This window comes from Allokutzneria albata, from assembly GCF_900103775.1.
GTDB classification, from domain to species: domain Bacteria; phylum Actinomycetota; class Actinomycetes; order Mycobacteriales; family Pseudonocardiaceae; genus Allokutzneria; species Allokutzneria albata.
The window spans coordinates 4,122,848-4,145,000 of sequence record NZ_LT629701.1; the positions used below are offsets into that span (position 1 = coordinate 4,122,848).

Consider the following 22,153-nt stretch of genomic DNA (forward strand, 5'->3'; position numbering starts at 1 on the left):
GCTGCTCCGGGAGCTCAGTAGCGGTTGATCGGGGCGAATTTCGTGGTGTCGGCCTGCTCCTCCGGGCTGCCGAGGCCGAGGCCGGTGCGGGTGACGCTCTTCGCGCCGAGCCCGATGTTGGTGTAGACCCTGGGCCTGCGGGCGCGCAGGCGGAAACCCCACAGCAGGCCGAGGAGCAGCAGCACGAGGTAGCCGCCGGGGATCGCCCAGCGCAGCGGCGAGTCGGAGGGCACGTCGAGGGTCTTGTCGAAGTTCGCCAGCACCAGCACGAACGCCACCAGCGTGCTCGCCGCCGCCAGCACCGGCGCGACGGTGCGCTTCCAGGCGCTCTCCGGGGTCAGGGTCTTGGCGAAGAACGCCACGATCGCGAACGCGGTCAGCACGATCAGCAGCAGGATGCCCAGGCTGCCCGCGCTGGTCCAGATGAAGAACACGTCCCGCAGCGGGTGCACCCCGGCGATGGCGAAGGCGATGATCCCGACCAGGCCGATCGCGCTCTGCAGGATCGACCCGCCCCTGGGCGAGCTGTTGCGGGAGGAGGTCTGCCCGAAGAAGGAGGGCAGCACGCGCTCCCGGCCCATGGCGAAGGCGTAGCGGGCCGCCGCGTTGTGGAAGGCGATCAGCGCGGCGAACACGCTCGTCGCGTAGAGGAACCGCCCGATGCCCACCATCGCCACGCCCAGCTGGTCGTGCGCCAGGCGGAAGACGAGTTCGGAACCGTTGGCCCTGGCCATCTCCGCGACCCGGCCGGGGCCGGTGGCCACACTGATCGCCCAGGAGCCCAGCACGTAGAGCAGCGTGGTCACCCCGAGCGAGAGGTAGGTGGCCACCGGCACCGTCCTGCCCGAGACCTTGGCCTCCTCGCTGAAGACCACCGCGGTCTCGAACCCGACGAACCCGAGGATCGCCAGGGAGAACAGCGCGCCCGCGCCCGGCTCGAACAGGTGCGACGGGTCCAGGGTCTGCAGGCTGACCGCGTTGCCCGCCGGGTTCAGCAGGAAGGACACCGCGTAGACCAGGATCACCAGGCACTCCGCGACCATCAGCACCGCGAGGACCTTGCCGTTGAGGTCGATGTGCTGGGTGCCCAGGAACGCGACGAGCGCCCACGCCCCCAGCGCGATGGCCCACCACGCGATCTCCACGCCGAACCAGCTCTTGATCAGCGGCTGGGCGGCGTCACCGAAGGCGCCGTACACGCCGACCTGCATGGCGTTGTAGGACACCAGCGCCAGCCACCCGGCGGCGACACCGGCGGGCCTGCCGAGCCCCTTGGCGATGTAGGCGTTGAACGCCCCCGCGTTCGGCACGTACGGCGCCATCGTCACGAACCCGACGCAGAACACCGCGAGCACCACGCCCATCGCCAGGAAGCCGATCGGGATGCCGATCTGCCCGGTGACCGCGTAGCCGGTGGTGATGGCGCCCGCCACCACGGTGAACGGCGCGCACATCGAGATGGCGAAGTAGGTCACCGCCGGGACGCCCAACCGGTCGGCGGCGAGGGCCGTTGTGACGTTCGGCGCCCCTCCTGGTGCGTTTGCGTTGAACATTGGCAGTGCTCCGGGGATGTGTGGGGGTGGGGGAACAGCTACTGCTCGTCGGGGGAACCGAGCCCGAGCCCGAGCCCGGTGCGCGCCGCGCTCTTGGCGCCGAGGCCGATGTTGGCGTAGATCTCCGGCTTGGCGGCCCGCAGGTGCAGGCCCCACAGGACGCCGAACACCGCGATCAGCACGTAGGCGCCGGGGATCGCCAGCAGCAGCGGCGAGGAGGCGGGCAGGTCGAACACCTTGTCCAGGTTGATCAGCACCAGCACGAGCGCGATCACGGTGCAGACCGAGGAGATCGCCGGGGCCACCAGGCTCCGGAACACCGGCTCTCCCGAGGGGTACCTGGCGAAGTGGACCAGGACCGTGATCGAGGTCAGCGCGAGCAGGATGAGGATGCCCAGCGCACCGGCGGAGTTCCACAGGTAGAACAGGTCGCGAAGCGGGTCACCGCCGATGACCGCGTACACGAGGATCACCGCGAGACCGGTCGCGCTCTGCGAGATCGAGCCGATCTTGGGCGAGCTGTTGCGGTGCGAGGTCTGCCCGAACACGGCGGGCAGCACGCGCTCGCGCCCCATGGCGAAGGCGTAGCGCGCCGCGGTGTTGTGCACCGCGATCAGGCACGCCAGCACGCTGGTGAAGTAGAGGAAGCGGCCGATGCCGACCATGGCGGGGCCGAGCTGCTCGCCCGCGAGGTGGAACACCAGCCCGGAGCCGTACCGGTGGGCCATGTCGCCGATGTGGGCGGGGCCGGCCGCGACGCTCATCGCCAGCGAGGCCAGCAGGTACAGCACGGTCATCACGCCGAGCGCGACGAAGGTGGCGACGGGGACGGTCCGTCCGGGCGAACGGGCCTCCTCGCTGAACACCACCCCGGTCTCGAAGCCGATGAAGGCCAGCAGTGCCAGGGCGAGCAGGGCGCCGACGCCGGGCTCGAACAGGTGCGAGGGTTCGAGGGCGGCCAGGCTGACCGCGCCGTCGGCGGGGTGGAACAGCGACGAGACCGCGTACACCAGGACGACGAGCACCTCCGCGGCCAGCAGGACCGCGAGGACCTTGCCGTTGAGGTCGATGTGCTGGGTGCCCAGGACCGCGACGACGGCCCAGCCGGCCAGCGCGATCACCCACCAGGCCACGTCGATGCCGAACCAGGCGTGCAGCAGCGGTTTCGCCGCGTCGCCTAACGCCCCGTAGAGGCCGACCTGCATGGCGTTGTAGGCCAGCAGCGCCATCCAGCCCGCCGCGACACCCGCGGGCCTGCCGATCCCCTTGCTGACGTAGGCGTTGAACGCGCCCGCGTTGGGCACGTAGGGCGCCATCGTCACGTAGCCGACGGAGAACAGCGCGAGCACCGCGCCCATGACCACGACGCCCACCGGGATGCCGACCTGGCCGGTGATGGCGTAGCCGCTGGTGATGACCCCGGCCGTGGCGAGGAAGGGCGAGCCCATCGAGATGGCGAAGTAGGTCACCGCGGGAACGCCGAGGCGGTCCTTGGCCAGCGCGGAGGTGACGCGTCCGGTTCTGGGAGGCTTCGGGGTCGTGTGCATCGGCCTACCTCGGCTCGGGGTGGGGGTGGGTGTCCCGGCGGCTAGCGCCGGTGGCGCAGGACCGCGTCGCCCACCGCGGCCTCGGTCTCGCTGAGCAGTGCGCGCAGCGCGGCGGGCAGCCCGGTGAGCTGCCGCCGCAGGGGCCGCGCCACCTCGTGCGCGGCGTGCTGGAAGACCTCCGCCTCCAGTTCGGTGGCCACCACCAGCCCGGAGAGCACGACGTCGGGAACGGAGAGCTGTTCGTTCTTGGTCAGCGCGTTCGCCAGGCGCGCCGCGGCCCACGCCGCCACGTTCATGTCCGTCGGCACGTAGACCGTGCGGGTCTGCAGCATCCGCCGGACCTCGGTGGGGCGGATGTGCCCCGCGTGCAGCAACCGCTGCACCACCTGGGACTGCGCCTTCTGGCTGAGGTACTGCAACCAGTCGGGCACCGAGGTGACGTCGCTGTTGCGGACCAGCTCCTCCAGCAGTGCCCTGGCCAGCGCGTCCCCCGGCGAGGGCGCGTCCAGCAGCACGATGTTGCGGCGCTCGATGTCGATGGAGCCGAAGAGCACGAGCTCACCGAGGAGGGCTCCGGCGAGCCCGAGCCCGGCGCGCCCCTCCCCGCACCGGGCCGTACCGGTGACGTCGTCGTGCGCTATGAGGTAGTAGTCGTCGGCCAGCAGCAGGGGCACGGTCAGGACTCCCCGCCGGTGTCGGCCTGCGGTTGAACGCCAGAACGCCGTTCAGCTAAGACGCGCTGACACGCCACCATCGCTACCACCGTCACCTTGTCACGCCTGCCGGCCCTTGGAGAGGCGAAATGCTAGCGCCATCGCCAAGAGTAGTTTCGGCAATCTCCTTCACCCCGCCGCGTATCCAATCGGACAGCAGGGCGCAATCCATGACCCCGCGGGCGTCACAACCCGTTGATGACAACCCAAAAGAGTGAAGGGGGCCGACCGCTCACCCCAGCGCCCGCGGGTGCGCCGTCGCGTACACCTCGCGCAGCGTCGTGACCGTGACCAGCGTGTAGATCTGCGTCGTGGTCACCGAGGCGTGGCCCAGGAGCTCTTGCACCACGCGAACGTCCGCCCCGCCCTCCAGCAGGTGCGTCGCGAAGCAGTGGCGCAGGGTGTGCGGGGAGATCTCGGTGCTCACTCCTGAGCGTTCGGCCGCGTTTTTGAGCACTTGCCAAGCACTCTGGCGCGACAGGCGCCCACCGCGGGCATTCAGGAAGATGGCCCCGGCGGGACTTCTTTCCGCTGGGGCGGCAGATGTCCGGCGTCCGGCGAGGGCGGGACGGGCGCGCACCAGGTAGGCATCGAGCGCGGACAGCGCGGGCCGCCCGACGGGTACCAACCTTTGCACGCCCCCCTTGCCCCGCAACAGAAGCGTGCGTTCAACTGCGTCCAGGTCGTCCAGGTCGGCGCCGACCGCCTCGGAGATCCGCGCGCCGGTGGAGTACAGCAACTCCAGCAGGGCCCGGTCCCGCAGGCCGAGCGCGTCGTCACCGCCCGCGTGGTCGAGCAGCTTCAGCACGTCCTCGACCGGCAAGGCTTTGGGCAACCGCCGGGGTGGCGCCGGAGGCCGCACCGCGCGCGCGACGTCCTTGGCCACCTTGCCTTCCCGTGTGGCGAAGCGGTGCAGGCCGCGCACCGCGACCACGGCGCGGGCCGCGGACGACGCGGCCAGCGGTGGCCTGCCGTCGCCGCCCTCCCGCAGCGCGACGAGGAACGAGCCCACGTGCGCCTCGGTCACCTCGTCCAGCGCCGAAACCCCAAGCGCGGCAAGGTGTACCAGGTAGCGACGCAGATCCCGCCCGTAGGAGTCGAGGGTGTTGCGCGCCGTCCCGCGCTCCACGGTGAGGTGGTCGAGGTAGGCGGCGAGCAGGGCCGACAGGGCGGGCGGGATCTCCTCCGAGTCCTCCCGGCCCGCCCCGGCGGCCTGATCCGCTGTCACGCCAGCAGGTCCGCCAGCTCGGCGTGCGGCAGCCCGTGCGCCTGCGCGACCTCGGGCAGCACGATCTGCCCGCTGATCACGTTGGCGCCCTTGGCCAGCGACGGGTCGTCCTGCAGCGCCTTGCGCATTCCCTTGTCCGCCAACGCGGTCACGTACGGGAGCGTGACGTTGGTCAGCGCCCACGTCGAGGTGTGCGGCACCGCGCCCGGCATGTTCGCCACGCAGTAGAACACCGAGTCGTGCACGGTGAACGTCGGGTCGGCGTGCGTGGTCGGACGCGAGTCCTCGAAGCAGCCGCCCTGGTCGATGGCGATGTCCACCAGCACCGAACCGGGCCGCATCCGCGACACCAGGTCGTTGCTGATCAGCTTGGGCGCCTTGGCACCCGGCACCAGCACCGCGCCGATGACCATGTCCGCCCAGAGGCAGATCCGCTCCAGCTCGTAGGCGTTGCTGTTGATCGTCTGCAGGTGGCCGCGGTAGACGAAGTCGATCTGCCGCAACCGGTTGATGTTGGTGTCCAGCACCACGACCTCGGCCTGCAGGCCCAGTGCGATGGTCGCGGCGTTCATCCCGGACACGCCCGCGCCGATCACCGCGACCTTGCCCGCCGGGACGCCGGAGACGCCGCCGAGCAGCACGCCGCGGCCGCCCTGGGCCCGCTCCAGGCAGTGCGCGCCGACCTGCGGGGCCATCCGGCCCGCGACCTCGCTCATCGGGGCGAGCAGCGGCAGCGAGCCGTCGGGCAGCTGGACCGTCTCGTAGGCGACGGCGTCGACGCCCGAGCGCGCGATCGCCTCGGTGCACTCCTTGCTCGCCGCGAGGTGCAGGTAGGTGAAGAGGGTCTGGCCCGGGCGCATCCGGTGGTACTCCTCGGCGACCGGCTCCTTCACCTTGAGCACGAGGTCGGCCTCGGCCCAGACGTCGTCCGCGTCGTTGAGGATCTTCGCGCCTGCGGCCAGGTAGTCGGAGTCGGGGAAGGACGAGCCGGCTCCGGCGTCCTTCTCGATCACGACATCGTGGCCCCTGCGCACCAGCTCCACCACGCCGGCCGGGGTGATGGCCACTCGGTACTCGTGGTTCTTGACCTCGCGGGGTACTCCGACCTTCACGCCGATTTCCTTCCTCGAAGAACACCGGACGGCGCCATTGCCACCCGGATGGAGGCAGCCTAACCGTCCCGGGGCGCCCCGGCGGTGGGTCCTTGACCGGTTTCCCCGGACAAGTCGGAGGTCATTCACAGCGGCGGTGGACAGACTGCACGCGGGTTAGCCTGCGCCCGTGCCCAACCTCGCCACCGCGCGCGTTCCCACCCGCGCCGAACTGCTGGACTTCCTCCGCCCGCGCCACAAGGGCGTCCTCATCACCGCCCGCCGCGACGGCCGCCCCCAGGTCTCCCCGGTCGCCTGCGGCCTGAGCACCGAGGGCCACCTGGTGGTCTCCACCTATCCCGAGCGCGCCAAGGCCCGCAACGCCGGGCGCGACCCCCGGGTCACCCTGTGCGTGCTCTCCGACGACTGGGACGGCGCCTACGTGCAGGTCGACGGCCGCGCCGAGGTGATCCACCTGCCCGAGGCCGTCGAGCCGCTGGTCGAGTACTACCGCTGCATCTCGGGCGAGCACCCCGACTGGGACGAGTACCGCGAGGCCATGCGCCGCCAGGGCAAATGCCTCATCCGCATCGCCATCGAGGACTGGGGCCCCATCGCCACCGGGGGCTTCCCCCCGAACCGCGTCCCCTGACGTACCCAATGCGGCATTCGTTACGTCTGACGAAACGAATGCCGCATTGGGTACACATCCACGGTCTCAGCCGCGGCGGCGGTCCGCCCACCGGTGCGGGCGGTCCTGCCACGGCGCCGATGCGGGGCGCGGGGTGACGGCGCCGGAGAGCACCGCGTGCGCGGCGAGGATGCCGCCGACCGACGAGGCGTTGACGATCTCGCCGGAGAGCACCATGGACACGGCCTCCCGCAGCGGGACCCGCCGCAGCACCAGGTCGGACTCCTCGTCGTCCGCGATCTCCCCACGATCCACAGTGGACAGTCTGCGGGCCAGGAACACCCGCACCACCTCGTCGGTGAACCCGGGCGAGGCCGCCACGTCGACCAGGGTGGACCACTCCGCGGCGGCCAGCCCGGCCTCCTCGGCCAGCTCCCGCGCGGCGGTCAGCTCGGGGGCCTCCCCGTCGACGTCGAGCAGACCGGCGGGCAGCTCCCACAACCGCCGCCCCACCGGGTGCCGGTACTGGTGGATCAGCACGATCCGCTCGTCGGCGTCCACCGCGGCCACGGCGACCGCGCCCGGGTGCTCGACCACCTCGCGCACCGCGACGCTGCCGCCCGGCATCGCCACGTCGTCCACGCGCAGGGCCATCACCCGGCCCGCGTAGACGTCCTGGCTGCCCACCGTGTGGAACTCGTGCTCACCGGCGGCCACGGCTCAGACCCCCGCGCTCTCGGCGATCTCCACCGGCAGCCGGTCGGCGGCCCGGTAGTCCAGCGCCGCGCCGATGAACGCCGCGAACAGCGGGTGCGGGCGGGTGGGGCGGCTCTTCAGCTCGGGGTGCGCCTGGGTGGCGACGAAGAACGGGTGCTCCTCGCGCGGCAGCTCGACGAACTCCACCAGGTGGTCGTCCGGCGAGGTGCCGGAGAAGACCAGGCCCGCCTTGGTCAGGTCCTTGCGGTAGGCGTTGTTCACCTCGTAGCGGTGCCGGTGCCGCTCGGAGACCTCGGTCGTCCCGTACGCCTGCGCCACCACGGAACCGGGCTTGAGCCGGGCCGGGTAGGCGCCCAGCCGCATGGTGCCGCCCATGTCCCGCTCGCCGGCCACCACGTCCTGCTGGTCGGCCATGGTGCTGATCACCGGGTGGACGCTGGTCTCGTCGAACTCGGCGGAGTTCGCCTCGGCGATCCCGGCCAGCCCGCGCGCGGCCTCGATCACCATGCACTGCAGCCCGAGGCACAGGCCGAGGGTGGGGATGCCCCTGGTCCGGCTGTGGGTGATCGCGCCGATCTTGCCCTCGATGCCGCGCACCCCGAAGCCGCCGGGGATGAGCACGCCGTCCACCCCGGCCAGCGCGTTCGCGGCACCGGCCGCGGTCTCGCACTCGTCGGAGGGCACCCACTTGATCTCGACCTTGGCCCGCTGCGCGAACCCGCCCGCGCGCAGGGCCTCGCTCACCGACAGGTAGGCGTCCGGCAGGTCGACGTACTTGCCCACCAGCGCGATGCGCACGGTGTCGCGCGGGTTGTGCACCCGCTCCAGCAGGTCGCCCCACACGGTCCAGTCGACGTCCCGGAAGGGCAGGCCGAGGCGGCGCACCACGTAGGCGTCCAGCCCCTCCGCGTGCAGCACCTTGGGGATGTCGTAGATCGACGGCGCGTCCGGCGCCGCCACCACGGCTTCGGTGTCCACGTCGCACATCAGCGCGATCTTGCGCTTGAGCCCGTCCGGGATCTCCCGGTCGGCGCGGCAGACGATCGCGTCGGGCTGGATGCCGATGTTGCGCAGCGCGGCGACGGAGTGCTGCGTCGGCTTGGTCTTCAGCTCACCGGAGGGCGCCAGGTAGGGCACCAGCGAGACGTGCAGGAAGAACACGTTGTCCCGGCCGACGTCGTGCCGGACCTGGCGGCAGGCCTCCAGGAACGGCAGCGACTCGATGTCGCCGACGGTGCCGCCGACCTCGGTGATCACCACGTCCGGGGCGCGCCCGTCGGCCCCGGGGTTGGCCATGCCGAGGATGCGGGACTTGATCTCGTCGGTGATGTGCGGGATCACCTGGACGGTGTCGCCGAGGTACTCGCCGCGCCGTTCCTTGGCGATCACCGCGGAGTAGACCTGGCCGGTGGTCACGTTGGCGTTGCCGTCCAGCGAGCGGTCCAGGAACCGCTCGTAGTGGCCGATGTCCAGGTCGGTCTCGGCGCCGTCCTCGGTGACGAAGACCTCGCCGTGCTGGAACGGGTTCATCGTGCCGGGGTCGACGTTGAGGTACGGGTCCAGCTTCTGCATGGTCACCCGAAGCCCTCGGGAGGTCAGCAGCTCGCCGAGGCTGGAAGCGGTGAGCCCCTTGCCGAGGGAGGAGGCGACGCCCCCGGTGACGAACACGTGCTTTGTCGTACGGCCTTGCAAGACCAAGGAGGGCTCCCGTGGTTTCCAGATCATCGTGTCGCTTGTGATCGCAACGCTGAGGTAGGCCAGAACGGCCATCCACGGGGTTTCACGGTAACACCTCACTCGGACGGAGCAGTAATCCCGGCGGCCGTGTCGCCCACCTCGGTCACCAGCCGTCGCAGCGCGGCCACGTGCCCGAGGTAGCGCGTGCGCCCGAACGGCGCGAGCCGGAACCACGTGCGCGGCCGCCGCCCGACCGCGCCCTTGCGCACCTCCAGGTAGCCGGCCTCCTCCAACACCCTGGTGTGCTTGGAGATCATCGAGTCGCTCAGCCCGGTCGCCTCGCGGACGACCTTGAACTCGACCCACTCCGGCCCGGCCGCGAGCGCCGCGCAGATCGACAGCCGGGGCATCGGGTGGATGACCGCGTCCAGCTCGCTCATCGGCCCGCCAGCACGTCCGCGCGGATGCCCGCGTTGGTCCGCCGGCACTGGTCGGCCGCCAGCACCCCTCCCACCACGGCCACCGCGACGGCGAGCGCCGGGGCGCCCAGGAAGAGGCACGTCCACGACACCGCGGGCACGCCCATGAGCACCGCGACCAGACCGACGACCTGGCGCTTGCGCCGCATGGACGGGTACTCCCGGCTCTGCCACAGCAGGTGCAGCCCCGATCGGCGCCGGAACACCACCAGCAGCGCGATCAGCACGCCGACGCCGAAGAACGTGTACGGCAGCCGCGGCAAACCCACCTCGACCAGCGCGGGACCTGCGACGACGGCCGTCCAGGTCACCGCGAACAGCGCCAGGAACCACCACGGCAACCTGATCCGGGCGGCCATCGCGGTGCGCTGCCGTTCCACCTCGGCCAGCGCCAGCCTCGGGTCGTCCATCGCCCGCACCTCTCCCCCGTCAACTACTTTCCATAGAGAAAGTAGTTGACGGGCGACGAGGCGGACAACTCCTAGTTCGACATCTGCGGGGCGGGCGCCTGCGCGTTGCCCGCGATCCCGTACCGCCCGGAGCGGCCCTCCAGCTGCTCCCGCAGCGCGAGCACGGTCACCACGCGCCCGGCGAACGAGTCAACATTGTCCACAGTGGACAGAATCGAGGTGGCGGCCGTGTCGGCGCGGACCACGCCCACCGCGCCGGTGCCGTCGGCGGAACCGCCCCGCCCCGCCAGCACCACCCCGGCGCCCGCGCGGTCGAGCTGGGTGGCGAACCGCGACACCGTGGCGGCCCGGTCCCCGGCCGCGTCCCCGCCGACCGCGCCCCCGGTGAGCACCACGGCCAGCTGCGCGGGCCGCAGGTTCGGCCCGATCCGGACGAAGCCGCCGTTGGCCAGCCCGCTCAGCGCGGCGCTGCTCTCCTCCGGGCTCGCCTGCGGCTTGTTGTTCTGCGGGTTGAGCAGGACCAGCTGACCGATCAGACCCCCGGCCAGGGTGCCCGGGTCCGAGGCGGTCGGCAGCTGCGCGCCCGCGGGCAGCACCCGCGGCACCAGGTCGCGAAGCTGGTCGGCCTTGTTCGGGTCCACGAAGGTCTCGGTGAGCTGCAGCTCGCCGGTGATCGTCGCGCCCGCGGTGCGCAGCAGCTGGGTCAGCGCGTCCCGGTCGGCCGGGTTGGCGTTGGCGGTGGTGATCAGCACGACGGTGCGCTGGTCCAGCTGCCCGCGCACGGCCAGCGGCGCGATGGCTCCGCTGAACCGGTCGGCGTCGGCCAGCCGCGCGTTCAGCCCGTTGCGCTCGGCCTGCAGGTCGGCCACCCGCCTGCCGAGCGAGTCCTTGTCGTTGGACAGCCCGGCCAGCAACGGCTCGCTGACCGTGGTCGAGCCGAGCACGACGCCGAGCGCGAGGGCGAGGAAGACCGCGGCGATGGAAACCAGGTGGTATCTCAGCGAAATCACGAGAACAGTCCCTTGATCCAGGTCATCAGGTCGGTGAGCAACCGGCCGGCCTGCTCGGCGTAGGCCTGTCCGACGTTGGTCACGGACAGGGCGGCGACGAGCACCACGAGCGCGGTGAGGACGAGCAGCAGCACGGCGCCCAGGGAGACGCGGCTGCGGTAGAGCGTGGCGACCGCCTTGCCGTCGAGCAGCTTGCTGCCCATGCGCAGCCGGGTCAGGAACGTCGAGGGGTTGGAGCCGTTGCGGCCCCGGTCGAGGAACTCCGCCAGCGTGGCCTGGAAACCGACCGCGATCACCAGGCTGGCGCCGTGCGCCTCGGCCAGCAGCAGCGCCAGGTCCTCGGGGTTGCAGGAGGCGGGGAAGGTGACCGCGCCGATGCCGAGGTCCTGGATGCGCTCCAGGCCGGGCGCGTGCCCGTCGACCTGCGCGGGCAGCACGACCTCCGCGCCGGACTTCAGCGTCTCGTTGGTGATGCCCTCCGGGTCGCCGACGATGATGTCCGGCTTGTGCCCGGCCCGGCGCAGCGTGTCGGCCGCCGCGTCCACACCGACCAGCACCGGCCGGTACTCCTTGATGTACTTGCGCAGCGCCGCCAGGTCCTCCTGGTGATCCCGGCCGGGCGCGACCACCAGGACCGGCCGGTCCTTGATCGGCACGTACAGCTCGGGCACGCCGATGCCGTCCAGGATCAGCGTGCGTTCCTGGCGCAGGAACTCGATGGTGTTGGCGGAGAAGGCCTCCAGCTGCGCGGCCATCCCCGCCTTCGCCTCGATCATCTGGTCGGCGATGGACTCGGCGGTCTGCTGGGCCCCGTGCGCGAGCTCGTCGTCCCCGGCGTAGACCCCGCCGTCGTGCAGCCGCAGCCGCATCCCGTCCTTGATCCGGCGCAGCGGCTCCGCCCCGACCCCGTCGATCAGCGTGATGCCCGCCGCGACGAGCACCTCCGGCCCGAGGTTGGGGAAGCGGCCGGAGATCGACCGGGAGGCGTTGACCACCCCGGCCACCCGCGCCTCGACCAGCGCGTCCGCGGTCTTGCGGTCCAGGTCGACCTGGTCGATGACGGCGATGTCGCCGGGGGCGAGCCGACGGAGCAGACCACCGGTGCGGCGGTCGACGCGCGCGATACCGGTGACCCCGGGCAGCGCCGAGGAGGTCCGGTTCAGGAGTCCGGTGAGCTTCATGCGATCGATGCTCACAAAACCCCGCATCGCCCCCGCGACGCCACGCCGGAACGATTTTCCCAGGTCACTCAGGCGAAGGACAGGCGGTTACGGCGAGTTGACCAACTTTCGCCCAAGTTCGCCCGTCCTCCCCTGGCGCCGCGGCGAACTCGTGTTCCACGAGCCCCGCTCACGTCTCCAGAGAAGCCGGTTACTTCTTGCGGGACTTCTTGGCGCGGTGGGCCTCGCGATCGGCCTCGGCGGTGGCCAGCAGCTCCTCGGCGTGGGCGCGGCCGGACTCGGTAACCTCCATGCCCGCGAGCATCCTGGCCAGCTCCACCACGCGCTGGTTGTGGTTGAGCATCCGGACCCCGCTGCGGGTCACCCCGGCGCCGCCGCTGACCTTGTCCACCACCAAGTGCCGGTCCGCGTAGGCCGCGACCTGGGCCAGGTGGGTCACCACGATCACCTGGTGGCTGCGCGCCAGCCGGGCCAGCCTGCGGCCGATCTCCACCGCGGCCCGGCCGCCGACCCCGGCGTCCACCTCGTCGAAGATCATCGTCGGTACCGGGTCGGCGTGCGAGAGCACCACCTCGATGGCCAGCATCACCCGGGACAGCTCACCACCGGAGGCACCCTTGTGCACCGGCAGAGCGGGCGCGCCGGGGTGCGGGACCAGCTGCAGCTCGACCTCGTCGACCCCGTCCGGCCCGGCCTGCAGCGTGCGCCCGCCGAGCTGCAGCGCGGTCGGGTCACCGGGACCCGCCGTCCGGTCGAAGACGGCGACCTCCAGCCGCGCCTGCGGCATCGCCAGCCCGGCCAGCTCCTTGGTCACCGCCTCGCCCAGTTCCTTGGCCGCGGCCAGCCGCGCCGTGGTCAGCTCCCCGGCCAGCTTGGCCAGCTCCACCGCGAGCTCGTCGCGGCGGGCCGCCATCGCCTCCAGCGCCTCCTCGGAGACGTCCATCCCGGCCAGCCGCTGCCGCGCCTGCTCGGCCCACTCCAGCACGCCGTCCACGTCCGCGGCGTACTTGCGGGTCAGCTGCTTCAGCTCGGCCTGCCTGGCCAGCGCACGCTCCAGCTCGGCCGGATCCACGTCCAGCCGGTCCAGGTAGCCACCCAGCTCCGTGCCCACGTCGGCCAGCAGCGCGGCCGCCTCGGCCAGCCGGGAGTCCAGCTCGCGCAGCGCCGCGTCCTCGCTGGCCGCGATGCGCCTGCGCGCGTCCCCGACCAGCCCCAGCGCGCCGAGCGCGTCGCCGTCGGCCTCCTGCGAGCCGGTCAGGTCGAACTGCGCGCCCGCCGCGGCCTCGCGCAGCACGTCGACGTCGGCGAGGCGGCGGGTCAGCTCGACCAGCTCCACGTCCTCACCGGGCTTGGGCGCCACGGACTCGATCTCGGTCAGCCCGTGCCGCAGCAGGTCCGCCTCGCGGGCCAGCTCGCGCGCGTTCTCGGTGCGCTCGGTCAGCTCGCGGGAGACCTTCATCCACTCCGCGCGCACCTTGCGGTACTCCGCGAGCGGCCGGGAGACGGCCGTGCCCGCCGAGCGGTCCAGCACGGCGCGCTGCTCACCGGAGCGCAGCAGCCGCAGCTGGTCGTTCTGGCCGTGCACCGCGAGCAGCTGGTCGGCCAGCTCGGAGAGCACCCCGACCGGCACGGTGCGGCCACCGAGGTGGGCGCGGGAGCGCCCGTCGGAGCTGACGGTGCGCACGGCGATGAGGCTGCCGTCCTCGTCGGGGGCGGCGCCGGAGTCCTCGGCGACGGTCAGGGCCGGGCTGTTCTCGGCGAGGGTGAACCTGCCCTCCACCACCGCCCGGTCCGCGCCGGTGCGGACCCGCGACGCGTCGGCGCGGCCACCGGAGAGCAGGTGCAACCCGCTCACCACCATGGTCTTGCCGACGCCGGTCTCGCCGGTCACGACGGTCAGGCCCTGGTGGAGTTCGAGGGTGGCGTCATCGATCACGCCGAGGCCCTGGATGCGCATCTCGGCTAGCACAGACCGCACCCTAGCGCCTCGCCCCGACAGCGCCCGCCGCGCGGGGTCACCGGGCCGGGCCCCGCCAGCCGTGCGTCGGCAGGGAGAACTTGCGGACCAGCCGATCGGTGAACGGCGCCTGCCGCAGCCGCACCAGCCGGACCGGCAGCGACCCGCCGGTGACCTCGACCCGCGCGCCCGGCGGCAGCTCGAAGGTCCGCTGCCCGTCGCAGCACAGCACCGCCGGGTGCCCGCCCGCGTCCAGCTCCACCGCGACGACGGACTCCGGCGAGAGCACCAGGGGCCGCGCGAACAGGGCGTGCGCGTTGCTCGGCACGACCAGCAGCGCCTGCACCTCCGGCCACATCACCGGACCACCCGCGGAGAAGGCGTAGGCCGTCGACCCGGTCGGGGTCGCGCACAGCACGCCGTCGCAGCCGAACCCCGACACCGGGCGCCCGTCGACCTCCAGCACCGCGTCCAGGATGCGCTCCCGGCTGATCTTCTCGACGCTGGCCTCGTTCCAGGCCCAGGTCCTGGTCAGCTCGGTGCCGTTGACCTTGGCGACCACGTCGACGGTCATCCGCTCCTCGACCCGGTACTGCCGGTCGACCACGGCGGCGACCACCTCGTCCAGCGCGTCCGCGTCGGCCTCGGCCAGGAACCCGACCCGCCCGAGGTTCACCCCGAGCATCGGCACCCCGGCGGGCCGCGCCAGCTCGGCCGCGCGCAGCAGCGTGCCGTCGCCGCCGAGCACGAGCACGACCTCGGTGCCCTCGGCGGCCTCCGGCGCGTGCTTGACGACCGAGCCGTAGCAGGCCGGATCGAGGTCCGGCGACTCCTCGCCCAGGATGCGCAGGCGGATGCCCGCTTCGGTCAACCGGTTCGCGACGTCCTTGGCGGTCCTGATGTTCTCCTCGCGCCCGGTGTGCACGACGAGCAGCACCTCACGCGCGGTCACCCAGGTCCCGCCTCGACCGCCGCCCGCACCAGCTGCTCCACCTCGGTCCTCGAGGAAGGTTGTTCCTTGCGCAGCCACAGGAAGAACTCCACATTGCCACTAGGTCCCGGTAGCGGGCTCGCGGTGACCCCGCGCAACCCGAGCCCCGACTCCGCCGCGGCCATCGCCACGTCGGTCACCGCCTCCGCGCGCAGCGCGGGATCGCGCACGACCCCCTTGGCGCCCAGGCGTTGTTTGCCGACCTCGAACTGCGGCTTGACCATGGGCACCAGGTCGGCGTCGGGACGGGCGCACGCGGCGAGCGCGGGCAGCACCAGCCGCAGCGAGATGAAGGACAGGTCGGCGACCACCAGATCCACTTGGCCGCCAATGGTTTCCGGCGTCAGCGTGCGGACGTTCGTGCGGTCGTGCACGCGCACCCGGTCATCGGTGCGCAGCTTCCACGCCAGCTGGCCGTAGCCGACGTCGACCGCGACCACCTCCGCGGCGTCCGCGCGCAGCAGCACGTCGGTGAACCCGCCCGTCGAGGCGCCCGCGTCCAGGCACCGCCGCCCGGCCGGGTCGATCTCGAAGGCCTCCAGCGCGCCCAGCAGCTTGTGCGCGCCGCGCGATGCCCACCCCGGATCGTCCTCGGCGTCGCGGACCACCACCGGCGCGTCGGCCTCGACCGCGGTCGCCGCCTTGGTCGCCACCGAACCGCGCACGGTGACGCGTCCGGCGGTGACCAGCTCGACGGCGTGGTCGCGGGACCGCGCCAGCCCCCGGCGGACCAGTTCGGCGTCCAGCCGCGCCCTCTTCGGCACGCGCCTACACCCGATCGATGGCGGAGAGCGCGTCGGTGAGCGCGGAGTGCACCGCGTCGAACCGCCCGACGTGCTCGGCCAGTGGCACGGCGTCCAGGTCCTCGATGCCGATGAGCGCGGCGTCGATGCTCTCGGCGCTCAGCTGGGCCGAGGGGGTGGCCAGTGCCATCGGCGACGGCCGATAAGGCTGTTCTGGCGTCATGGGTGTGCGCTCCTGTGGTGGGCAGTGCTGATCTGACTGCTGGGCAGGTTATGCGGCATCACGCTAGCCGATCCGACCGTCATTCCGGTTCAGTCCAGCGCCAACCGACGCAAAGCCGCCTCTGCCGCGTGATCGGCGGCCACGACCTTCGGCACGCCCGTGCCGGTGGCCCACCAGGCGGCGCAGAGCGAGCGGAGCGCGGAAAGGTCCTCTTCGGACCCGCCCTCGTGCGCGAGCACGAGCCGCGAACCGTCCACAGTGGACTTCCAGCCGGTCGCCCCGGCGATCTCCGAGTCGGCGGCCGGTGCGAGCAACCCTTCCAGCCCAGCGGAAACATAACGGGGCCGCTGGCGGGCCGGGGCGGCGAGCACCGAGGCGGGCGTGGCCACCCCGGTCAGCACCAGCAGCGAGTCCATCCCCGCCGCGTCCGCGCCCTCGATGTCGGTGTCCAGCCGATCGCCCACCACCAGCGGCTTGGCCAGCCCCGCCGAAGCGGCGGCCTGGTTGAGCTGGGTCGCCGCCGGCTTGCCCGCGACGAGGGGTTCCGCTCCGGTCGCGGCGCGCACGGCGGCCACCAGCGCGCCGTTGCCCGGCAACATCCCGCGCTCGGTCGGCAGCACCAGGTCCAGGTTGCAGGCCACCCACAGCGCACCCGCCTGGATCGCCAGCGTGGCCTCGGCGAACTCCGGCCAGCCCAGCGTCTTCGACAGGCCCTGGACCACACCGACCGGCTCCTCGTCCGCGCTGCGGACCGGCGTCAGGCCGGCCAGCCTGACCTCCTCGACCAGCCCCTCCGAACCCAGCACCAACACCTTCGAACCCGCGGGCACCCGCTCGGCGAGCAACGCCGCCCCGGCCTGCGCGCTCGTGCTGACCTCGTCCGGCCCCGTGTTCAGGTCCAGCTCGTTGAGGTGGTCGGCGACGTCCGCGGGACGCCGCGAGGCGTTGTTGGTGACGAAGCGCACCGCGCGTCCGTGCTCCCGCGCCGCCCGCACCACCTCGGCGGCCCACGGCAGCGGCTGTTCCCCGCGGTACACCGTGCCGTCGAGGTCGAAGAGCAGGCCGTCGTAGTCCTCAAGCAGCACGCTGTTCACTCCTTGTCGATGCTCGACCCCGGAAACGGGAAAGCCCCCGCACCCAACGGGTACGGGGGCTCTCACCACGTTACTTGCTCGGTGCCGATGCTCGACCCCGCAAGCGGGTCTTCGGTGCCGATGCTCGACCCCGCAAAGCGGGTCTCCGGTCAGGACGCGCTGTCGTTCTTGCCGCTCTTGTCGTCCTTCTCGCTGTCATCCGAATCGCTGTCGTCCTCGGCAGCGCTGTCCTCGACCGCACTGTCCTTGACGGGAGTGTCCTCGACCGCCACGTCGTCGTCGCTGTCGTCAGCGGCGTCGGCGTCCTCGTCGCTCGGGGCAGCGGCCTCTGCCTTGTCACCGGCCCCGGCGTCATCGTCGTCGGCGGGCGTCTCGGCCTTGGCCGGGACAGGAGGCCGCGGGACCTGCACGTGGAACTGAGCGGGCGCACCACCGCTGAGCTCAGAGGCCCGCTCGGAGGCGTCGGTCTCCTCCTCGACATCGGCCTCGGCGGCGTTGATGAACCACCGCACAGCCTCCTCGGTCCGCCCGGCGGCGGCGAGGTTGTCGGCGTAGGCGTAGAACAGCCGCGCGCTCCACGGGTCCCGCCGCTTCGCGTCCAGGTCGTCGCCCTGCAGCGCGACCACGGCCGCGTCGAGCTGGCCCATGTCCCTGCGGGCGCCCGCGATCACGATGCGCAGCTCGACCGCCTGATCGGCGCTGAGCTGGGCTGCCTCCGGGCTCCTGGCGAACTCCAGCGCCCGCTCCGGCCTGCCGAGGGCCCGCTCGCAGTCGGCGAGGATCGCCAGGTGACCGGGTCCGCCGCCCATCCGCCGCGACGCGCGCAGCTCGGCGATGGCCTCGGCCCACTCCCCCGCGTGGTAGGCGGCCAGGCCCGCGGCCTCGCGCACCAGCGCCACCCGCCCGGCCTTGGACCGCGCGTAGCGGGCGTGCTCCAGCGCCTTCTCCGGGTCCTCGTCGATCAGCTGACCGGCGGCGACCAGGTGCTTTGCGATCGACTCCGCCGCGCCCTTGGGCAGGCTGCGCAGATCGGCGCGCACCTCGGCGTCGAGGTCGCCGGCCTCGATGCCCTCGGGCAGCTCCGGCTCGGGCAGGCGCGGCGCGTCCGAGTCCGACCTCGGCCCGTCGGCCCCACGCGGCGCCCGGTCCTTCCGATCGAACTTGCGGCCGCCGGACCTGTCGTCCCGCGGCCCGAACTTCCGCTCACCCGGACGACGGTCCCCACGGTCGTCACGCCGGCCGTCACGCCGATCATCGCGGCGGTCGCCACCACGGTCGTCCCGCTGGAACTTGCGCTCGCCGCCCCTGTCGTCGCGAGGCGTGAACCCGCGCTCGCCGCCACGGTCGTCACGCGGCTGGAACTTCCGCTCACCACCACGGTCATCACGCGGAGTGAACTTGCGCTCGCCACCACGGTCGTCACGCGGCTGGAACTTCCGCTCACCACCGCGATCATCGCGCTGGAACGGACGGTCACCACCGCGGTCATCACGACGGAAGGGACGGTCACCGCCACGGTCGTCCCGCTGGAAGGGGCGGTCGCCGCCACGGTCATCACGACGGAACGGTCGGTCACCGCCACGGTCGTCCCGCTGGAAGGGGCGGTCGCCGCGGTCGTCCCGCTGGAACCGGCGGTCGCCGCCACGGTCGTCGCGTGATCCGTACCGGCGGTCGTCGCCCGCGCGCTCGTCGCGAGACCCGAAGCGCCCACGGTCACCGCGGTCGTCCCGCTGGAACTTGCGGTCTCCACCCCGATCGTCACGGCGGTAGCCGCCGCGGTCGTCGCGGGAGCCGGCACGCTCGTCGCGAGACCCGAACCGGCGGTCGCCGCCACGGTCATCACGGTTGTCCCGGTAACCGCGGTCGTCCCTATTCTGGAACCGGCGCTCACCCGAGCCACCCCGGTCGTCGCGACGGCCGCCCCGATCGTCACGCGGCTGGAACTTCCGCTCACCACCGCGATCGTCACGGGGCTGGAACTTCCGCTCGCCGCCACGGTCGTCACGCGGAACGAAGGAACGACCACCACGGTCGCCCCGATCGTCGCGACGCGGACCACGGTCATCACGGGGACCACGGTCATCACGGTGGAACTTGCGCTCGCCACGGTCGTCACGCGAACCGCGGTAGCCGCGGTCGTCCCGCTCTACCTTCGACCCGGAGCTGCGGTCGCGGAAGTCACCACGCGAGTCGCCTCGGTCGTCACGACGCGGGCCACGGTTGTCGCCGCCCTGCCAGCCGCCCTGACGCGGCCCCTGGCCACCCCGGCGGTCGTCCCACTTCCGGTCACCTCGGTCGCCGCGGTCGTCACGGCGGAAGCCACCGCGGTCATCACGACGGTCGTCACGGCGGTCGTCACGCTGCCCCTGACCGCCTCGGTACCCGCCACGGTCGTCACGGCGGTCATCGCGTCGCGGGCCGCGGCGGTCGTCGCCGTAGCCGCTGCGCTCATCGCGCGTGCCGTAGCTGCGCCGCGAGTCGTCGCGGCGAGGGCCGCGGTTGTCCCCGCGGCTGTCGCTGCCATAGCGGCGGTCTCCGCCGGAGCTGGGGCGCCCGGAGTTCCCGGTTCGCTCCTTGCCGGGGCGTCGTTCGCCTCCGGAACGGCCCGCATCGCGGCCGCGCTCGCCTCGGCGGTCGTCGCCGCGCCCATCTGGTGTTCCGAACACAACAACCTCCCGAACAAAGCGAAAAGAGGCAGGCCCACGATAACCGTGGACCGGCCCCTTTTCGAAGAATTGTTCGGCGGCGTCCTACTCTCCCACACCCTCACGAGTGCAGTACCATCGGCGCTGGAGGGCTTAGCTTCCGGGTTCGGAATGGGACCGGGCGTTTCCCCTCCGCCATAACCACCGAAACACTATGAAACTATCAACCCACACCCATGCATGGGCGGGTTGTTCGTTTCAGAACCGCACAGTGGACGCGTAGCATGTTTGTAGTCAAGCCCTCGGCCTATTAGTACCAGTCAACTCCACACGTTACCGTGCTTCCATCTCTGGCCTATCAACCCAGTCATCTACTGGGAGCCTTAACCACTCAAGGTGGTGGGATACCTCATCTTGGAACGAGCTTCCCGCTTAGATGCTTTCAGCGGTTATCCCTTCCGAACGTAGCCAACCAGCAATGCCCCTGGCGGAACAACTGGCACACCAGAGGTTCGTCCGTCCCGGTCCTCTCGTACTAGGGACAGCCTTCCTCAAGTATCCAACGCGCGCGGCGGATAGGGACCGAACTGTCTCACGACGTTCTAAACCCAGCTCGCGTGCCGCTTTAATGGGCGAACAGCCCAACCCTTGGGACCTACTCCAGCCCCAGGATGCGACGAGCCGACATCGAGGTGCCAAACCATGCCGTCGATATGGACTCTTGGGCAAGATCAGCCTGTTATCCCCGGGGTACCTTTTAGCCGTTGAGCGACACCGCTTCCACAAGCCAGTGCCGGATCACTAGTCCCGACTTTCGTCCCTGCTCGACCCGTCGGTCTCACAGTCAAGCTCCCTTGTGCACTTACACTCAACACCTGATTGCCAACCAGGCTGAGGGAACCTTTGGGCGCCTCCGTTACCCTTTGGGAGGCAACCGCCCCAGTTAAACTACCCACCAGGCACTGTCCCTGATCCAGATCATGGACCGAGGTTAGACATCCAGTACGACCAGAGTGGTATTTCAACAACGACTCCACCCCAACTGGCGTTGAAGCTTCACAGTCTCCCACCTATCCTACACAAGCCGAACCAAACACCAATACCAAGCTATAGTAAAGGTCCCGGGGTCTTTCCGTCCTGCCGCGCGTAACGAGCATCTTTACTCGTAGTGCAATTTCGCCGGGCCTGTGGTTGAGACAGCGGAGAAGTCGTTACGCCATTCGTGCAGGTCGGAACTTACCCGACAAGGAATTTCGCTACCTTAGGATGGTTATAGTTACCACCGCCGTTTACTGGCGCTTAAGTTCTCAGCTTCGCCCCGAAGAGCTAACCGGTCCCCTTAACGTTCCAGCACCGGGCAGGCGTCAGTCCGTATACATCGTCTTGCGACTTCGCACGGACCTGTGTTTTTAATAAACAGTCGCTTCTCCCTGGTCTCTGCGGCCGTTCAGCCCTAACCCGCAAGGGGTATCAAGCCACCCGGCCCCCCTTCTCCCGAAGTTACGGGGGCATTTTGCCGAGTTCCTTAACCACAGTTCACCCGATCGCCTCGGTATTCTCTACCTGACCACCTGTGTCGGTTTGGGGTACGGGCCGCATGGACACTCACTAGAGGCTTTTCTCGGCAGCATAGGATCACTCACTTCGCCTCAATCGGCTACGCATCACGCCTCACCCACATGAGCGGCGGATTTGCCTACCACTCGGGCCACACGCTTACACCAGTACAACCACTCACTGGCGGAGCTACCTTCCTGCGTCACCCCATCGCTTGACTACTACCAGATCAGGTCCCGCGCTCCACGTTGATTGTCCGAAGACGCACAACGCTTTGGGCGGTTAGTATCCCTGGCCTCGCCATGGGCGCATCCACACGGGTACGGGAATATCAACCCGTTGTCCATCGACTACGCCTGTCGGCCTCGCCTTAGGTCCCGACTTACCCTGGGCGGATTAGCCTGGCCCAGGAACCCTTGGTCATCCGGCGGCAGAGTTTCTCACTCTGCTTTCGCTACTCATACCTGCATTCTCACTCGCGTCACCTCCACAGCTGGTTTCCACCGCTGCTTCCCTGGTGACACGACGCTCCCCTACCCATCCACACACCTGGACCACAACCTCAAGGATTGCAGCCGAGCTCTATATGTGAATGACACAGCTTCGGCGGTGCGCTTGAGCCCCGCTACATTGTCGGCGCTGAACCACTTGACCAGTGAGCTATTACGCACTCTTTAAAGGATGGCTGCTTCTAAGCCAACCTCCT

Annotated in this window: 20 protein-coding genes and 2 rRNA genes (1 of these 22 only partly in view); 2 read left to right on the forward strand and 20 right to left on the reverse strand. The window is 70.8% G+C overall.

The window, feature by feature from the left end; genetic code table 11:
• Nucleotides 1-14 precede the first annotated feature (14 nt).
• The 5 genes from BLT28_RS18245 to ald form a co-directional block, all read right to left on the reverse strand.
• Complete coding sequence (locus tag BLT28_RS18245; RefSeq protein WP_081900326.1) at nucleotides 15-1,553, reverse strand: APC family permease; 1,539 nt, start codon at nucleotides 1,551-1,553, stop codon at nucleotides 15-17.
• Between the two features lie 38 nt (nucleotides 1,554-1,591).
• Complete coding sequence (locus BLT28_RS18250) at nucleotides 1,592-3,100, reverse strand: APC family permease (RefSeq protein ID WP_052407356.1); 1,509 nt, start codon at nucleotides 3,098-3,100, stop codon at nucleotides 1,592-1,594.
• Between the two features lie 41 nt (nucleotides 3,101-3,141).
• A complete protein-coding gene (locus tag BLT28_RS18255; protein WP_052407357.1) occupies nucleotides 3,142-3,774 on the reverse strand; it encodes a GOLPH3/VPS74 family protein in 633 nt (210 codons plus the stop codon).
• 271 nt (nucleotides 3,775-4,045) lie between these two features.
• Nucleotides 4,046-4,993, reverse strand: coding sequence for a site-specific tyrosine recombinase XerD (locus BLT28_RS18260; protein ID WP_030429822.1), 948 nt, complete (start codon nucleotides 4,991-4,993; stop codon nucleotides 4,046-4,048).
• Nucleotides 4,994-5,037: 44 nt separating this feature from the next.
• Nucleotides 5,038-6,153 (reverse strand): alanine dehydrogenase, encoded by a 1,116-nt coding sequence (gene ald / locus BLT28_RS18265; RefSeq protein ID WP_030429823.1) that lies wholly within the window; start codon nucleotides 6,151-6,153, stop codon nucleotides 5,038-5,040.
• Nucleotides 6,154-6,322: 169 nt separating this feature from the next.
• Between ald and BLT28_RS18270 the strand changes: the two genes are divergently transcribed.
• Nucleotides 6,323-6,784, forward strand: a complete 462-nt coding sequence (locus tag BLT28_RS18270; RefSeq protein ID WP_030429824.1) for a PPOX class F420-dependent oxidoreductase — start codon at nucleotides 6,323-6,325, stop codon at nucleotides 6,782-6,784.
• A gap of 66 nt (nucleotides 6,785-6,850) precedes the next feature.
• Here BLT28_RS18270 and BLT28_RS18275 read toward each other — a convergent pair whose 3' ends face one another.
• The 12 genes from BLT28_RS18275 to BLT28_RS41410 form a co-directional block, all read right to left on the reverse strand.
• Nucleotides 6,851-7,480: an NUDIX domain-containing protein gene (locus BLT28_RS18275; RefSeq protein WP_030429825.1), complete on the reverse strand. Its 630-nt coding sequence runs from the start codon at nucleotides 7,478-7,480 to the stop codon at nucleotides 6,851-6,853.
• Between the two features lie 3 nt (nucleotides 7,481-7,483).
• Nucleotides 7,484-9,178 carry a CTP synthase gene (locus tag BLT28_RS18280; protein ID WP_030429826.1) on the reverse strand — a complete coding sequence of 565 codons (1,695 nt, stop codon included), beginning with the start codon at nucleotides 9,176-9,178 and terminating at the stop codon, nucleotides 7,484-7,486.
• Between the two features lie 95 nt (nucleotides 9,179-9,273).
• Entirely contained in the window at nucleotides 9,274-9,597 is a 324-nt protein-coding gene (locus BLT28_RS18285; protein WP_043811612.1) for a winged helix-turn-helix domain-containing protein, read from the reverse strand.
• A complete protein-coding gene (locus BLT28_RS18290; protein WP_030429828.1) occupies nucleotides 9,594-10,046 on the reverse strand; it encodes a hypothetical protein in 453 nt (150 codons plus the stop codon). The genes BLT28_RS18285 and BLT28_RS18290 overlap by 4 nt, the downstream gene beginning before the upstream one ends.
• Nucleotides 10,047-10,117: 71 nt before the next feature.
• Complete coding sequence (locus BLT28_RS18295) at nucleotides 10,118-11,056, reverse strand: copper transporter (RefSeq protein WP_030429829.1); 939 nt, start codon at nucleotides 11,054-11,056, stop codon at nucleotides 10,118-10,120.
• Nucleotides 11,053-12,237: a putative cytokinetic ring protein SteA gene (gene steA, locus BLT28_RS18300; protein WP_030429830.1), complete on the reverse strand. Its 1,185-nt coding sequence runs from the start codon at nucleotides 12,235-12,237 to the stop codon at nucleotides 11,053-11,055. Before steA ends, BLT28_RS18295 begins: the two co-directional genes overlap by 4 nt.
• A gap of 190 nt (nucleotides 12,238-12,427) precedes the next feature.
• Nucleotides 12,428-14,206, reverse strand: coding sequence for a DNA repair protein RecN (recN, locus tag BLT28_RS18305; protein ID WP_043811615.1), 1,779 nt, complete (start codon nucleotides 14,204-14,206; stop codon nucleotides 12,428-12,430).
• Between the two features lie 46 nt (nucleotides 14,207-14,252).
• Complete coding sequence (locus BLT28_RS18310) at nucleotides 14,253-15,146, reverse strand: NAD kinase (RefSeq protein ID WP_043811617.1); 894 nt, start codon at nucleotides 15,144-15,146, stop codon at nucleotides 14,253-14,255.
• Entirely contained in the window at nucleotides 15,143-15,949 is an 807-nt protein-coding gene (locus BLT28_RS18315) for a TlyA family RNA methyltransferase (protein ID WP_030429833.1), read from the reverse strand. Before BLT28_RS18315 ends, BLT28_RS18310 begins: the two co-directional genes overlap by 4 nt.
• A gap of 4 nt (nucleotides 15,950-15,953) precedes the next feature.
• Nucleotides 15,954-16,151 carry a hypothetical protein gene (locus BLT28_RS40265; protein WP_156050978.1) on the reverse strand — a complete coding sequence of 66 codons (198 nt, stop codon included), beginning with the start codon at nucleotides 16,149-16,151 and terminating at the stop codon, nucleotides 15,954-15,956.
• 89 nt (nucleotides 16,152-16,240) lie between these two features.
• Nucleotides 16,241-17,245 (reverse strand): HAD-IIA family hydrolase, encoded by a 1,005-nt coding sequence (locus BLT28_RS18320; RefSeq protein WP_043811620.1) that lies wholly within the window; start codon nucleotides 17,243-17,245, stop codon nucleotides 16,241-16,243.
• A 149-nt stretch (nucleotides 17,246-17,394) separates the two neighbouring features.
• Nucleotides 17,395-18,285, reverse strand: coding sequence for a tetratricopeptide repeat protein (locus tag BLT28_RS41410; RefSeq protein ID WP_231950821.1), 891 nt, complete (start codon nucleotides 18,283-18,285; stop codon nucleotides 17,395-17,397).
• Between BLT28_RS41410 and BLT28_RS41415 the strand changes: the two genes are divergently transcribed.
• Nucleotides 18,229-18,903: a hypothetical protein gene (locus BLT28_RS41415; RefSeq protein WP_197684170.1), complete on the forward strand. Its 675-nt coding sequence runs from the start codon at nucleotides 18,229-18,231 to the stop codon at nucleotides 18,901-18,903. The genes BLT28_RS41410 and BLT28_RS41415 overlap by 57 nt on opposite strands.
• A gap of 488 nt (nucleotides 18,904-19,391) precedes the next feature.
• Here BLT28_RS41415 and BLT28_RS41420 read toward each other — a convergent pair whose 3' ends face one another.
• From BLT28_RS41420 to BLT28_RS18335, 3 genes are all read right to left on the reverse strand, one after another.
• On the reverse strand, nucleotides 19,392-19,697 hold the full coding sequence (locus BLT28_RS41420) for a hypothetical protein (RefSeq protein ID WP_197684171.1): 306 nt from the start codon (nucleotides 19,695-19,697) through the stop codon (nucleotides 19,392-19,394).
• A gap of 285 nt (nucleotides 19,698-19,982) precedes the next feature.
• A 5S ribosomal RNA gene (rrf, locus tag BLT28_RS18330) occupies nucleotides 19,983-20,099 on the reverse strand.
• 81 nt (nucleotides 20,100-20,180) lie between these two features.
• Nucleotides 20,181-22,153 (reverse strand): 23S ribosomal RNA (locus tag BLT28_RS18335) (it continues 1,136 nt past the right edge of the window).

Excerpts from the sequence above, each read along its gene's own strand:
- BLT28_RS18245 (WP_081900326.1), bottom strand. The coding sequence starts at position 1,553 with ATGTTCAACGCAAACGCACCAGGAGGGGCGCCGAACGTCACAACGGCC.
- BLT28_RS18250 (WP_052407356.1), bottom strand. The coding sequence starts at position 3,100 with ATGCACACGACCCCGAAGCCTCCCAGAACCGGACGCGTCACCTCCGCG.
- BLT28_RS18285 (WP_043811612.1), bottom strand. The coding sequence starts at position 9,597 with ATGAGCGAGCTGGACGCGGTCATCCACCCGATGCCCCGGCTGTCGATC.
- BLT28_RS18290 (WP_030429828.1), bottom strand. The coding sequence starts at position 10,046 with ATGGACGACCCGAGGCTGGCGCTGGCCGAGGTGGAACGGCAGCGCACC.
- steA (WP_030429830.1), bottom strand. The coding sequence starts at position 12,237 with ATGAAGCTCACCGGACTCCTGAACCGGACCTCCTCGGCGCTGCCCGGG.
- BLT28_RS40265 (WP_156050978.1), bottom strand. The coding sequence starts at position 16,151 with ATGACGCCAGAACAGCCTTATCGGCCGTCGCCGATGGCACTGGCCACC.
- BLT28_RS41420 (WP_197684171.1), bottom strand. The coding sequence starts at position 19,697 with ATGAGCGCAGCGGCTACGGCGACGACCGCCGCGGCCCGCGACGCGATG.